Here is a 14,187-nt window from a genome sequence, read left to right as displayed (position 1 = left end):
ATGGGGTATTGGCTCGGCGCGACGGGTCCCGGACCCCGACGCGACGGCGCACCGGGCGGACGGGAGCGAGGCATCGCACGTCGGACGCCGGACGCGACGGATCGGGATCAGCGCTCGGTGACCCAGCCCGGGTGGCGCGGGTCGTCCACCCGCACCACGACGTCCGCCACGCCCTCGGGGTCGACCTCGTCCGCGTACCGGTGCTCCGCCGCCAGCCGCCAACGGTCGGCAGGTGCGGTCAGCCGTTCCAGCGTCGCCGGCCGCACGGCCAGGTGCACGCTCAGGTCGGCCGGCAGCCACCGCCCGAGCAGCAGACCGCCGTCGAGCAGCAGCGCCGCCCCGGCCGGCGCCTCGACCCGGACCGCCCGCGCCGACCGCTCGCGCACCGCGTCCCACAGCGCCGGCAGGTAGGTCCCGTCACCCTCCGGGCCCAGCGGGTCGAGCACCTCGCGGATCAGCGCACCGTCGTCCAGGGCGGTGTCGAGCAGCGCGTCGGGATCCTCCCGCCCGAACTCGAACCGCACGCCGGCCGGCCGCAGGAAGTCTTCCGCCCGGACGCGCACGGCCGCACGTCCTGCCGCCCGGAGCGGCTCCATCAGCGCATCCGCCCACCGCTCCGGTGCCGTCGCCGGCGATCCGTCGACCAGCACCCGCGCATGACCGCCCGCGCGGTCTGCCTCTTCCGCCGCCGCCAGCACCCGCTCCACGAGCCGCTGCACCACGACCTCGGGACTCACCGGCTCGACACGCACCGCCCCAGTCTGCCCGCTCGCTCAGCGACCCAGCGCCGCCACGATCCCCTCGCCGAGCCGGACCGACCACCAGGCCCAGTCGTGCCCGCCAGGCACCACCGTGTGCACCAGGTGCTCGCCGCGATCCCGCACCAGCGACGCCACCTGCGCGTTCGCCGCCGTGATCGGCCCCTCGTACGCCCCGACCTGGAGCACCGTGCGTGCACGTCGCGGCGCGGTGGTGCGCAGCCACCGGACCACCACCGGCTCCCCGGACGGATCCTCGTCGGCCCACCACAGCGACCCCGACTGGCTCACGCTCGCGCCGAAACGGTCCGGTCGCCGCGCCACCGCCCGGAACGCCGCCAGCCCGCCGTAGGACTGCCCTGCGATCACCGTGCGCGCCGGATCGGTCGTCAGCGTGAGCCCACGCGCGGCCAGCAGCGGTGCCACCACCTGCGGCAGCAGCTCGTCCGCGAGCAGGTCGAGGTAGGCCGGATCACGGGCGAGATCCGCCTCCCGCCGGTCGGGCCCCATCGCGTCCAGCAGCACCGCCGCGGTCGGCGGGATCGCCCCGGACGCGTGCAGCGCGTCCAGCACCGGAGCCACCGGCACCGACTCCGCCCACGGACGCCCGTCGAAGAGCACCAGCAGTCCGACCTCGGCGACGGCCCCTGCCGGAGCCCCTGTCGACGTCGCGGCCGACGTCGCTGTCGAGGACCCGGCAGCGTGGCCGGACGGGCCCACCCCAGACCCGGACGAGCTGCCGGGTTCCCGACCCGTCTCTCCGCCGAGCGACGACGGCAGGTAGAGCCACGCCGGCTGCGCCACTCCGTCGGATCGCTCCCACACCCGCTCGTCCACCCGACCAGCCGCCCGCGGTGCGTCCGCCGACCCCGCGTCCAGCCGCCTCGCGTCACCCACCGCGGGGTTCGCCGCCACCTCGACCACCGACCGCCGAGCGCCCTGCCGCACCACCTGACGTCGAACCCGCGCCAACGGATCGGGCCCCGACCCCGCCAGCACCCCGAGCCACCACCGTCTCGCCTCCGAGGTGTCCCGCGCCGCAGGGGACTCCAGCTCGCCGCTGAACGAGACGAACCCGAACGACGCCACGAACCCCGGCTCGACGCCGAAGGCCGCGATGCGCACATCCGTGCCTGGCACCCGGCGCATCACACCGGACGCCAGATCGGACCGATCGGTCAGCCCCACGAGGTCGACATAGACGCCCGCCTCCGAAGCGTCACGATGCAGGAACACAACGGTAGGCACACCCGATCGCCGACAGCCGATATCGACGAGCCCGTCCGGGAACCACAGCGGCGTCCCCGCGTGCTCCACAGCCCGCCACCAGTCCGTGGAACCGGCAGCGGCCTCGGCATCGCGCGCACCGACGTCACGCGCAACGACGGCAGGATCAGAAGAACGAGCAGGCGTACCGGCGCGAGTGCCGGCCTGCACACCGATCACGTCACTGAGCATGCCGATCTCGACCGCGGACAGCGCGAGGAAGGCGTCCTCCTCGGCAGTCGGCCGCCGACCGACGCCGGTCGGCAGCATCGCGGTCCTCGTCGGTGGCCCCGGAGATGCCTGCTGCGACGTCATCCGCCCAGGCTAGGCGCTCAGGCCCCCGTCAGGCGTCGCCCGCACCCCGCTCCACGATGCCGCTCGCATGACCGGTCCCACAGCCCCACGAACCCGCCACCACGCACCCGCTCACCTAGGTACGAGCTGACACCTGCTCGCGTCAGCCGCGCGCTCCGATCCCGTCACGCGGACGAAAAGCGCGCTGCGTGCTCCCTATCCCGTCGCGCGACCCGGTGGCATCGTCCGGGAATGCCCTCATCCGAGCACGACCGATGTCCGAGCACGGATCATTGTGCGGGTACGGATCAGTGTCCGGGTACGGATCAGTGTCCAGGTACGACGAAGAGCCACCCCCGCAAGGGGGTGGCTCTTCGTGAAATGGTGTCCGGCGGCGTCCTACTCTCCCACACCCTGGCGAGTGCAGTACCATCGGCGCTGAAGGGCTTAGCTTCCGGGTTCGGAATGGGACCGGGCGTTTCCCCTTCGCTATGACCGCCGTAACTCTGTCGAACTTGTCAAACACAGGCCACCCACCCGCACGCAAGGCGCGTGCGGGGGGTGGGTGTTCGCGGTTCGGGAACCGCACAGTGGACGCGACACATCAAAAGTGTTGTGGTGAAGTTGTCGGCTTATTAGTACCGGTCAGCTGCGGCAGTCGTTAGTCCTGCCTTCCACATCCGGCCTATCTACCCGGTGGTCTAGCCGGGAGCCTCTCAGACCCGAAGGTCCGTGGAAACCTCATCTTGAAGCAGGCTTCCCGCTTAGATGCTTTCAGCGGTTATCCCTTCCGAACGTAGCCAACCAGCCGTGCTCCTGGCGGAACAACTGGCACACCAGAGGTTCGTCCGTCCCGGTCCTCTCGTACTAGGGACAGCCCTTCTCAAGTTTCCTGCGCGCGCAGCGGATAGGGACCGAACTGTCTCACGACGTTCTAAACCCAGCTCGCGTACCGCTTTAATGGGCGAACAGCCCAACCCTTGGGACCTACTCCAGCCCCAGGATGCGACGAGCCGACATCGAGGTGCCAAACCATGCCGTCGATATGGACTCTTGGGCAAGATCAGCCTGTTATCCCCGGGGTACCTTTTATCCGTTGAGCGACGGCGCTTCCACAAGCCACCGCCGGATCACTAGTTCCGACTTTCGTCCCTGCTCGACCTGTCAGTCTCACAGTCAAGCTCCCTTGTGCACTTGCACTCGCCACCTGATTGCCAACCAGGCTGAGGGAACCTTTGAGCGCCTCCGTTACATTTTAGGAGGCAACCGCCCCAGTTAAACTACCCACCAGGCACTGTCCCTGATCCGGATCACGGACCGAGGTTAGATATCCAGAGCGACCAGAGTGGTATTTCAACGTTGACTCCACCGACACTGGCGTGCCGGCTTCACAGTCTCCCACCTATCCTACACAAGCCGCACCGAACACCAATACCAAGCTATAGTAAAGGTCCCGGGGTCTTTCCGTCCTGCTGCGCGTAACGAGCATCTTTACTCGTAGTGCAATTTCGCCGAGTTCGCGGTTGAGACAGCGGGGAAGTCGTTACGCCATTCGTGCAGGTCGGAACTTACCCGACAAGGAATTTCGCTACCTTAGGATGGTTATAGTTACCACCGCCGTTTACTGGGGCTTAAATTCTAAGCTTCGCCTTGCGGCTGACCCGTCCTCTTAACCTTCCAGCACCGGGCAGGCGTCAGTCCGTATACATCGTCTTGCGACTTCGCACGGACCTGTGTTTTTAGTAAACAGTCGCTTCCCCCTGGTCTCTGCGGCCCTCCACGCTGCCCCGGGCAAGCCGGTTCACGTTTCAGGCCCCCCTTCTCCCGAAGTTACGGGGGCATTTTGCCGAGTTCCTTAACCACGATTCACTCGATCGCCTTAGTATTCTCTACCTGACCACCTGAGTCGGTTTAGGGTACGGGCGGCTAGAACCTCGCGTCGAAGCTTTTCTCGGCAGCATAGGATCACCCAATCATCCAGCATACGCTGTCACCATCGGTTCTCAGGCTTCACGAGTGGCGGATTTGCCTACCACTCACCCTACGGCCTTGGACGTGGACTACCATCGCCACGCTGGGCTACCTTCCTGCGTCACTCCTGTTAATACGCTTACCTACTACCGGATCGGGTCACGCGCTCCCCCACACGGTGCTCCCCGAAGGAAGCGGTGCGTGGGCTCGGGCGCTTAGCATCACCGGGCTCGGTATGGGCGGTTCTTCGCCGGTACGGGAATATCAACCCGTTGTCCATCGACTACGCCTGTCGGCCTCGCCTTAGGTCCCGACTTACCCAGGGCGGATTAGCCTGGCCCTGGAACCCTTGGTCATTCGGCGGACGGGTTTCTCACCCGTCATTCGCTACTCATGCCTGCATTCTCACTCGTGTGGCGTCCACCACTGGGTTACCCCGCAGCTTCACCCGCCACACGACGCTCCCCTACCCATCCACACGTCTGAACCACGAAGGCTGAACTGTTGTGTGAATGCCACAGCTTCGGCGGTATACTTGAGCCCCGCTACATTGTCGGCGCGGAATCACTTGACCAGTGAGCTATTACGCACTCTTTCAAGGGTGGCTGCTTCTAAGCCAACCTCCTGGTTGTCTGTGCAACTCCACATCCTTTCCCACTTAGCATACGCTTAGGGGCCTTAGCTGGTGGTCTGGGCTGTTTCCCTCTCGACTACGGAGCTTATCCCCCGCAGTCTCACTCCCGCGCTCTCACTTACCGGCATTCGGAGTTTGGCTAACGTCAGTAACCTGGTAGGGCCCATCGGCTATCCAGTAGCTCTACCTCCGGCAAGAAACACGCGAGGCTGCACCTAAATGCATTTCGGGGAGAACCAGCTATCACGAAGTTTGATTGGCCTTTCACCCCTAACCACAGGTCATCCCCCCGGTTTTCAACCCAGGTGGGTTCGGTCCTCCACGCGGTCTTACCCGCGCTTCAACCTGCCCATGGCTAGATCACTTCGCTTCGGGTCTAGAGCACGCGACTGTATCGCCCTATTCGGACTCGCTTTCGCTACGGCTTCCCCACACGGGTTAACCTCGCCACGTACCACTAACTCGCAGGCTCATTCTTCAAAAGGCACGCCGTCACCCCTGCTAGGGAGGCTCCGACGGATTGTAGGCACACGGTTTCAGGTACTATTTCACTCCCCTCCCGGGGTACTTTTCACCTTTCCCTCACGGTACTTGTCCGCTATCGGTCACTAGGTAGTATTTAGGCTTAGCAAGTGGTCTTGCCAGATTCACACGGGATTTCTCGGGCCCCGTGCTACTTGGGATCCCCTTCGGGAGGCCATGCCATTTCGTCTACGGGGGTACCACCCTCTGTGCCGGGCCTTTCAATGCCCTTCGACTATGACACGACTTTCTGACTCCCTGCTGACTCGGCAGAATCAACTGAAAGGTCCCACAACCCCGCACACGCAACGCCTGCCGGCTTGACACGCATACGGTTTGGCCTGATCCGCTTTCGCTCGCCACTACTCACGGAATATCTCTTCCTGCCGGTACTGAGATGTTTCACTTCCCGGCGTTCCCTCCACACACCCTATATATTCAGGTGCGGGTCACACGACATGACTCGTGCGGGGTTTCCCCATTCGGACATCCTCGGATCACGGTTCGTTTGCCAACTCCCCGAGGCTTATCGCAGGCTACAACGTCCTTCTTCGGCTCCTAGTGCCAAGGCATCCACCCTGTGCCCTTAAAAACTTGACCACAAAGACAATACTTCAAAAGATGCTCGCGTCCACTGTACAGTTCTCAAACAACGAACGATCCCCGACCTTACGCCAGCGCCTACCCAACACCGTTCACCTCGCGGTGAGCTGGTGGGCGGTTCGACCGACCGACCGGACCCGTCAGAAGCAACACCCCAAAGCGGGCTGTTCCCTCAGGACCCAACAGCGTGCCTGAGCGACCCATCCCCTGACCGACTATGCGAGGTTCCACCCACCGAAGCGGGGTACTGACGCGGCGCCGACCCGAAACGAGTCACCGTAGTTGATGTTCCACCCATGAGCACCACCCCAGACGCGAACGGCCTGAGCATGGTCTCTGCACACCCCCCTGAGCCACTACAGCATCAGGGGCGATGTCAGAAGCTCCTTAGAAAGGAGGTGATCCAGCCGCACCTTCCGGTACGGCTACCTTGTTACGACTTAGTCCCAATCGCCAGTCCCACCTTCGACGGCTCCCCCCACAAGGGTTGGGCCACCGGCTTCGGGTGTTACCGACTTTCGTGACTTGACGGGCGGTGTGTACAAGGCCCGGGAACGTATTCACCGCAGCGTTGCTGATCTGCGATTACTAGCGACTCCGACTTCATGGGGTCGAGTTGCAGACCCCAATCCGAACTGAGACCGGCTTTTTGGGATTCGCTCCACCTCGCGGTATCGCAGCCCTTTGTACCGGCCATTGTAGCATGCGTGAAGCCCAAGACATAAGGGGCATGATGATTTGACGTCATCCCCACCTTCCTCCGAGTTGACCCCGGCAGTCTCCTATGAGTCCCCACCATCACGTGCTGGCAACATAGGACGAGGGTTGCGCTCGTTGCGGGACTTAACCCAACATCTCACGACACGAGCTGACGACAACCATGCACCACCTGTACACCGACCTTGCGGGGCAACCATCTCTGGAAGTTTCCGGTGTATGTCAAGCCTTGGTAAGGTTCTTCGCGTTGCATCGAATTAATCCGCATGCTCCGCCGCTTGTGCGGGCCCCCGTCAATTTCTTTGAGTTTTAGCCTTGCGGCCGTACTCCCCAGGCGGGGCACTTAATGCGTTTGCTGCGGCACGGAACTCGTGGAATGAGCCCCACACCTAGTGCCCAACGTTTACGGCATGGACTACCAGGGTATCTAATCCTGTTCGCTCCCCATGCTTTCGCTCCTCAGCGTCAGTTGCGGCCCAGAGACCTGCCTTCGCCATCGGTGTTCCTCCTGATATCTGCGCATTCCACCGCTACACCAGGAATTCCAGTCTCCCCTACCGCACTCTAGTCTGCCCGTACCCACTGCAAGCCCGAGGTTGAGCCTCGAGTTTTCACAGCAGACGCGACAAACCGCCTACGAGCTCTTTACGCCCAATAATTCCGGACAACGCTTGCGCCCTACGTATTACCGCGGCTGCTGGCACGTAGTTAGCCGGCGCTTCTTCTGCAGGTACCGTCACTTGCGCTTCTTCCCTGCTGAAAGAGGTTTACAACCCGAAGGCCTTCATCCCTCACGCGGCGTCGCTGCATCAGGCTTGCGCCCATTGTGCAATATTCCCCACTGCTGCCTCCCGTAGGAGTCTGGGCCGTGTCTCAGTCCCAGTGTGGCCGGTCGCCCTCTCAGGCCGGCTACCCGTCGTCGCCTTGGTAGGCCATCACCCCACCAACAAGCTGATAGGCCGCGAGCCCATCCCTGACCGATAAATCTTTCCAGACGCATCAGATGCCTGAACGTCACATATCCAGTATTAGACCTCGTTTCCAAGGCTTATCCCAGAGTCAGGGGCAGGTTACTCACGTGTTACTCACCCGTTCGCCACTGATCCAGCGGAGCAAGCTCCACCTTCACCGTTCGACTTGCATGTGTTAAGCACGCCGCCAGCGTTCGTCCTGAGCCAGAATCAAACTCTCCGTAAATGTCTACATGGCAACCACCCACCGAAGCAGGCGATCCACCGACACACGAAACGACCCACCACCGCTGGCGATGACGGATCAGTCAAATTCGGCTTGATTATGGAAGCCACCCCAACGGGGTTGGGGTCGACTCCCAGTCAAAGCCAAGACCCACCACTACAAGCACCCTGCCCCGAACGAGGCAAGACCACCCGAGCGATGAACCATCTTGGCATCAACTACTAGGCACACTGTTGAGTTCTCAAAGAACAGACGCGCATCCCCGCTCAACGGCTCTCACCGCTTCGCACCGGAGGCTGCCATTCAATCCTACCAGACATTTCCCGGCCCGTTTCCCACCGTTTCACCGGAAAGAAAACAACCAACAAATGCCATCCCAGCACGCACCGTACCGGGCACACCGAAATGCGCCACACGATGCTACAGGGAGTGGCCGCTCCCCGGGACCAGCCACCACGGTTCAGATCCGCGGTGTCCGTTCCTCCCTGGCGGGGCGACTCGGAGAACATTACGCGGACGTCGCGCGCAGCGTCAAATCCCGGTCGCGGGCACCCCTCGGCACCGGTCCGCAACGCTCTCACCAGCGTCGATGCGCGGATCGAGCCGACTGACCGCCGCTGATCGGGCCCGGAGCACCGTTGTGCCCCCGGACACATCCCAGCCTGCACCAGCCCGCGCTCCCCCGCCACCGGAATCCACCACCGTGATCGGCCACCGGGTTCTGCCGCCGAGGTTCGGCCCGGCCCCGGACCGGACGCACCGGAGGGCGGCCCCCGGACCGGGGACCGCCCTCCGACGACAGGACGTGCGTGACGTGCGGGCGCTCAGCCCTCGACCAGGCGGGCCACCGCGAGGGTGCGCTTGCCCCGGCGCAGGATCGCCCACCGACCGTGGATCAGGTCCTCGGCGGTCAGCACCTGGGCCTCGTCGCTCACCTTGGTGTTGTTGATCGAGGCGCCCCCCTCGGCGATGGCGCGGCGGGCGGCCCCCTTGCTGGCGACCAGACCGGATCCGGCCAGCACGTCCACCAGCGGGTCACCCACGCGGACGTCCACGGTGGGCAGCTCCGCGACGGCGGCACCGAGGGTGTCGGCGTCCAGACCGGCGAGGTCGCCGCCACCGAACAGCGCCTTGCTCGCGGCGATCACCTTCTCGGTCGCGTCGACGCCGTGCACCAGGGAGGTCACCTCGTAGGCGAGGGCACGCTGGGCCTCGCGGGCCTGCGGGCGCTCGGCCACCGCCTGCTCCAGGTCCGCGATCTGCTCGCGGGTGAGGAAGGTGAAGACCTTGAGGTAGCCGACCACCTCGGCGTCGTCCTGGTTGAGCCAGAACTGGTAGAAGGCGTACGGGCTCATCATCTCCGGGTCGAGCCAGATGGCGCCGCCCTCGGACTTGCCGAACTTGGTGCCGTCGGCCTTGGTGATCAGCGGGGTGGTCAGGGCGTGCACGGAGGCACGCTCGGCCTTGCGGATCAGCTCGACGCCGGACAGCAGGTTGCCCCACTGGTCGTTGCCACCGGTCTGGAGCACGCAGCCGTGCCGACGGTGCAGCTCGAGGTAGTCCAGCCCCTGGAGGATCTGGTAGCTGAACTCGGTGAAGGAGATGCCCTCGTCGGAGGCGAGCCGCCGGGCGACGGTGTCCTTGGCCAGCATGGTGCCCAGGCGGTAGTGCTTGCCGACGTCGCGCAGGAAGTCGATCGCGGACAGCCCGCCGGTCCAGTCCAGGTTGTTGACCATGCGCGCCGGGTTGTAGCCGTCGAAGTCGAGGAAGCGGCTGATCTGCGCCTGCAGGCGGCCGACCCAGTCGGCGACGGTGTCCTTGGTGTTGAGCACGCGCTCTCCGGACATGCGCGGGTCGCCGATCAGGCCGGTGGCGCCGCCGACCAGGGCCAGCGGGTGGTGGCCGGCGAGCTGGAGGTGGCGCATGAGCACCAGCTGCACCAGGTGGCCGTGGTGCAGGCTCGCGGCGGTCGGGTCGAAGCCGGCGTAGAAGGTGATCGGCCCGGAGTCGAGGGCCTCGCGCAGGGCCTCGGTGTCGGTGGTCTGGGAGACGAGCCCGCGCCAGGCGAGCTCGTCCAGGATGTGCGTCACGTCAGTGCTCCTCGGGTCGCGGCAGGTGGCCGCGGATCGATCGGTCCGTCACGGGTGGGGAGGCGGGGGCGGCTCCGGGCCGCACGCCGCGCAGGGATCATGCCGACGTCGTCCCGCTCAGCGGGTTTCCCGACGCCGGCCGGCGATACGCGGGCCGGAAGGCCGACACGGTGGGCTCGCCGGTCAGCCACAGGCGCCACGGGTAGCGGGCCGCGTCGGCACCGGCGCCGCCGACACCGACCCGGGGACCGGTGGCGTGCGCGGGCACGAGCGCGTCGGGGTCGCGGTGCAGCACGATCCGTCCGCCGGCCTCGGTGACGTCGGCGCCGTTCGCCTCGACGTCCAGCCCGAGGGCCACCGCGAGCCGTGCCGGTCCGCGGGCGATCTGGCGCTCGGTCTCGACCACGCCGACGCGCTCGCGACGCTCCCGGGCCAGCCCGGCACCGTCGACCACCTCGCCGGCGCGCAGCAGGACCGCGGCGGCCTCGCCGGCCGGGGCGGTGACGACGTTGAGGCAGTGGTGCAGGCCGAGGTGCCGGTAGACGTACAGCCGGCCGGGCTCGGCGAACATCGCGCCGTTGCGCGCGGTCCGGCCCTTGAAGGCGTGGGAGGCGGGGTCGTCGGTGCCGCCGTAGGCCTCGACCTCGGTGATCCGCACGGTGACGTCGCCCTCCGGCGAGCGGACGGTGAGGTGCGCGCCGAGCAGGTCGGCGGCCACGGCGAGCACGGGCCGGGCGTACCAGACACGCGCAGGGACAGCGGGCAGGACGGGCACAGCGGACAGGGCCGCGGGCGCGGACGATGGCACAGTGCCGTCCTCGGCCGCACCGGACCCCGGTTCCCGCTCCTGGCTCACGGCGCCATCTTGCCGTACGCGTCCACCGCGATGTCGGCACGTCCACGCGTGCCCTCGCGGGCGTAGTGCTCGCGCTCCTCGGTCATCCAGCGTTCCCACTGCGTGCGGGCGGCCGCGCCGTCGCGCTCCAGCCCCCGCGCCAGGCGCAGGTCGTCGTCGGCCTCGACCCAGACCAGCACCGAGCGCAGGGCGTCGCCGTCCCGGCGCCCGGAGCCGCAGCCCTCGATCACCAGCACGTCGGAGCGCGGCACGTCGACCCACTCGGCGAAGGCGCCGGCGACCCAGTCGTAGCGCTGGAAGCGCCCGTCCCGGCCGCGACGCAGGGGTTCGAGCACCTGCGCGGACAGCCGGGGCCACAGGTCGCCCTCCAGGCCCGTCCACCCGGCGTAGAGGTCGTCCAGGTGCAGGACCGTCGCCGTGGCGCCCTGCGCGACGCAGCCGGCGGCGAGCGCGGCCGCGAGCGTCGTCTTGCCCGATCCGGCGGGCCCGTCGATCGTGACCAGGCGTACCGGCCCGAGACGCGCGGGCCGGTGCAGCACCAGGGGCACGAGGACACCCACGGCGTCCTCGTGCCCCTGGTGCTCCGACCGATCGGTCACGCCCCGGTGCCCACCCAGTCACGCAGGGCCGCAGCGCGGGCGCGCGCCCGGCCGAGCTGCTCGGCGACCCGCACGGGCGCGGTGCCGCCGTGGGCCGAGCGGGAGGCCACCGATCCCTCGACCGTCAGCACCGAGCGCACCTCGGGGGTGAGGTGCTCGGAGATCGCGGCGAGCTCGGCGTCGGTGAGGTCCCACAGCTCGACCGGCGGCTGGTGCTCCTCGCAGGCACGGACGCAGGCACCCGCCACCTCGTGCGCGACGCGGAACGGCACGCCCTGGCGGACCAGCCACTCGGCGACGTCGGTCGCCAGCGAGAAGCCCTGCGGGGCCAGCGCCGCCATCCGCGCGGTGTCGAAGCGCAGCGTGGCGATCATCCCGGCGAAGGCCGGCAGCAGGACGGTGAGGGTGTCGACCTGGTCGAACACCGGCTCCTTGTCCTCCTGGAGGTCGCGGTTGTACGCCAGCGGCAGGCCCTTGAGCGTGGTGAGCAGGCCGGTGAGGTCGCCGACCAGGCGGCCGGCCTTCCCGCGGGCGAGCTCGGCGACGTCCGGGTTCTTCTTCTGCGGCATGATGCTCGACCCGGTGGAGTACGCGTCGTCCAGGCGGACGAAGCCGAACTCGTGGGTCGACCAGAGGATGACCTCCTCGGCCAGCCGGGACAGGTCCACGCCGAGCATGGCGCTGACCCAGGCGAACTCGGCCACGACGTCGCGGGAGGCGGTGCCGTCGATCGAGTTCTCCACCGGCCCGTCGAAGCCGAGGTCGGCGGCCACCGCCGCCGGGTCGAGCCCGAGGGAGGACCCGGCCAGCGCGCCGGAGCCGTAGGGCGACACCGCGGCCCGCTTGTCCCAGTCGATGTAGCGCTCGACGTCCCGCAGCAGCGGCCAGGCGTGCGCGAGCAGGTGGTGCGCGAGCAGCACCGGCTGGGCGTGCTGGAGGTGGGTGCGACCGGGCATCACGGCGTCGCCGGCGGCCGCGGCCTGCGCCACGATCGCGTCCACGACGTCGAGGGTGAGCGCCACGATCGCCCGTGCCTCGTCCCGCAGGTACATCCGCACCAGCGTCGCGATCTGGTCGTTGCGGGAGCGCCCGGCACGCAGCCGGCCGCCGAGGTCCGCCCCGGCCCGCTCGATCAGCCCGCGCTCCAGGGCGCCGTGCACGTCCTCGTCGGACTCCGCCGCCACGAAGGCGCCGGACTCGACATCGGCGCGCAGCCGCTCCAGGGCCTCGAGCATCCCGGCCAGCGCGGCGTCGTCCAGCAGCCCGGCGGTGTGCAGCACCCGCGCGTGGGCCTTCGAGCCGGCGATGTCCTGCGGGGCCAGCCGCCAGTCGAAGTGCGTGCTGGCGGACAGGGCGGCTAGCGCTTCAGAAGGGCCACCAGCAAAACGGCCGCCCCACAGCGCACCGGCCTGCTCAGGCACCGGTGCCGCCGATCCCGCCCTGCGAGCCGAGGTCCTCGGCGTTGCCGAACTTCACGTCGCGCGCGGCGGCGAGCTTGGACGACAGACCGTAGATCTCGATGAACCCGCGGGCCGCCGACTGGTCGAAGGAGTCGCCGGTGTCGTAGGTCGCGAGGTTGAAGTCGTACAGCGAGGACTCGCTGCGTCGGCCGGTGACGGTGGCGCGGCCGCCGTGCAGCACCAGGCGGACCTCGCCGGAGACGTAGCGCTGGGTGTCGGCGATGAAGGTGTCCAGCGACTTCTTCAGCGGGGAGAACCACTGGCCGTCGTAGACCAGCTCGGTCCAGCGCTGCTCGACCTGGCGCTTGAAGCGGGCCTGCTCGCGCTCGACGGTGACGTTCTCGAGCTCCTGGTGCGCGGCGATCAGGGCGATGGCACCGGGGGCCTCGTAGACCTCGCGGGACTTGATGCCCACCAGGCGGTCCTCGACGATGTCGATCCGGCCGACGCCCTGGGCGCCCGCGCGGCGGTTCATCTCCTGGATCGCCTGGAGCGGGGTGACCGGCACGCCGTCCAGGGCCACCGGCACGCCCTGCTCGAAGGTGATGACGACCTCGTCGGCGACCGGCGGGAACGTCGGGTCGTCGGTGTAGGTGTAGACGTCCTTGGTCGGGGCGTTCCAGATGTCCTCGAGGAAGCCGGTCTCGACGGCGCGGCCCCACACGTTCTGGTCGATCGAGAACGGATTGTGCTTGGTGGTCGCGATCGGCAGCTTCTTGCGCTCGGCGAACTCGATCGCCTTGTCGCGGGTCAGCGCCAGGTCGCGCACCGGCGCGAGGCACTTGAGGTCCGGCGCGAGGGAGGTGATGCCGACCTCGAAGCGCACCTGGTCGTTGCCCTTGCCGGTGCAGCCGTGCGCGACCGTGGTGGCGCCGAACTGGCGGGCGGCGCGCACCAGGTGCTTGACGATCACCGGACGGGACAGCGCGGAGACCAGCGGGTAGCGGTCGAGGTACATGCCGTTGGCCTGGAGCGCCGGCATGCAGTACTCGGCGGCGAACTCGTCGCGGGCGTCGGCGATGTAGGCCTCGACGGCGCCGCAGTCCAGCGCGCGCTGGCGGATGACGTCGAGGTCCTCGCCGCCCTGGCCGACGTCGACCGCCACGGCGATCACCTCGGCGCCGGTGGCCTCGGCGATCCAGCCGATGCCCACGGAGGTGTCCAGACCGCCCGAGTAGGCGAGGACGACGCGCTCAGTCATGGTTCTTCTCTTTCGTCAG

The 14,187-nt window shown here is 67.4% G+C and carries 7 protein-coding genes and 3 rRNA genes; all 10 read right to left on the bottom strand.

The annotated features are described in order from the left end of the window. Positions 1 to 107: 107 nt before the first annotated feature. Positions 108 to 752, bottom strand: a complete 645-nt coding sequence (locus ACZ5HG_RS08315; protein WP_464181728.1) for a nucleoside/nucleotide kinase family protein — start codon at positions 750 to 752, stop codon at positions 108 to 110. Between the two features lie 21 nt (positions 753 to 773). Next, entirely contained in the window at positions 774 to 2,339 is a 1,566-nt protein-coding gene (locus ACZ5HG_RS08310) for an alpha/beta hydrolase-fold protein (protein ID WP_464181726.1), read from the bottom strand. A gap of 365 nt (positions 2,340 to 2,704) precedes the next feature. Next, positions 2,705 to 2,821, bottom strand: a 5S ribosomal RNA gene (gene rrf, locus ACZ5HG_RS08305). 112 nt (positions 2,822 to 2,933) lie between these two features. Next, positions 2,934 to 6,045 (bottom strand): 23S ribosomal RNA (locus tag ACZ5HG_RS08300). Between the two features lie 394 nt (positions 6,046 to 6,439). Next, a 16S ribosomal RNA gene (locus ACZ5HG_RS08295) occupies positions 6,440 to 7,962 on the bottom strand. The 16S, 23S and 5S rRNA genes sit together here, the layout of an rRNA operon. 824 nt (positions 7,963 to 8,786) lie before the next feature. Next, entirely contained in the window at positions 8,787 to 10,052 is a 1,266-nt protein-coding gene (gene tyrS / locus ACZ5HG_RS08290) for a tyrosine--tRNA ligase (protein ID WP_464181725.1), read from the bottom strand. Between the two features lie 97 nt (positions 10,053 to 10,149). Further along, positions 10,150 to 10,860, bottom strand: coding sequence for a DNA-3-methyladenine glycosylase (locus tag ACZ5HG_RS08285; RefSeq protein WP_464182126.1), 711 nt, complete (start codon positions 10,858 to 10,860; stop codon positions 10,150 to 10,152). Between the two features lie 44 nt (positions 10,861 to 10,904). Then, positions 10,905 to 11,507, bottom strand: a complete 603-nt coding sequence (locus ACZ5HG_RS08280; RefSeq protein WP_464181724.1) for a uridine kinase family protein — start codon at positions 11,505 to 11,507, stop codon at positions 10,905 to 10,907. Then, the gene (gene argH, locus ACZ5HG_RS08275; protein ID WP_464181723.1) at positions 11,504 to 12,928 is read right to left on the bottom strand and encodes an argininosuccinate lyase; all 1,425 of its coding nucleotides are present in this window, start codon (positions 12,926 to 12,928) and stop codon (positions 11,504 to 11,506) included. Before argH ends, ACZ5HG_RS08280 begins: the two co-directional genes overlap by 4 nt. Then, entirely contained in the window at positions 12,921 to 14,168 is a 1,248-nt protein-coding gene (locus ACZ5HG_RS08270; RefSeq protein WP_464181722.1) for an argininosuccinate synthase, read from the bottom strand. Before ACZ5HG_RS08270 ends, argH begins: the two co-directional genes overlap by 8 nt. Positions 14,169 to 14,187: the final 19 nt, after the last annotated feature.

Source organism: Cellulomonas sp. GTC20042 (genome assembly GCF_055389595.1).
Note: the sequence above shows the minus strand (reverse complement) of the source record. Positions and strands in the feature narration are given on the sequence as shown.

Bases quoted from the DNA above. Each gene is read 5' to 3' on its own strand.
- ACZ5HG_RS08310 (WP_464181726.1), bottom strand. From the start codon at position 2,339: ATGACGTCGCAGCAGGCATCTCCGGGGCCACCGACGAGGACCGCGATG.
- ACZ5HG_RS08270 (WP_464181722.1), bottom strand. From the start codon at position 14,168: ATGACTGAGCGCGTCGTCCTCGCCTACTCGGGCGGTCTGGACACCTCC.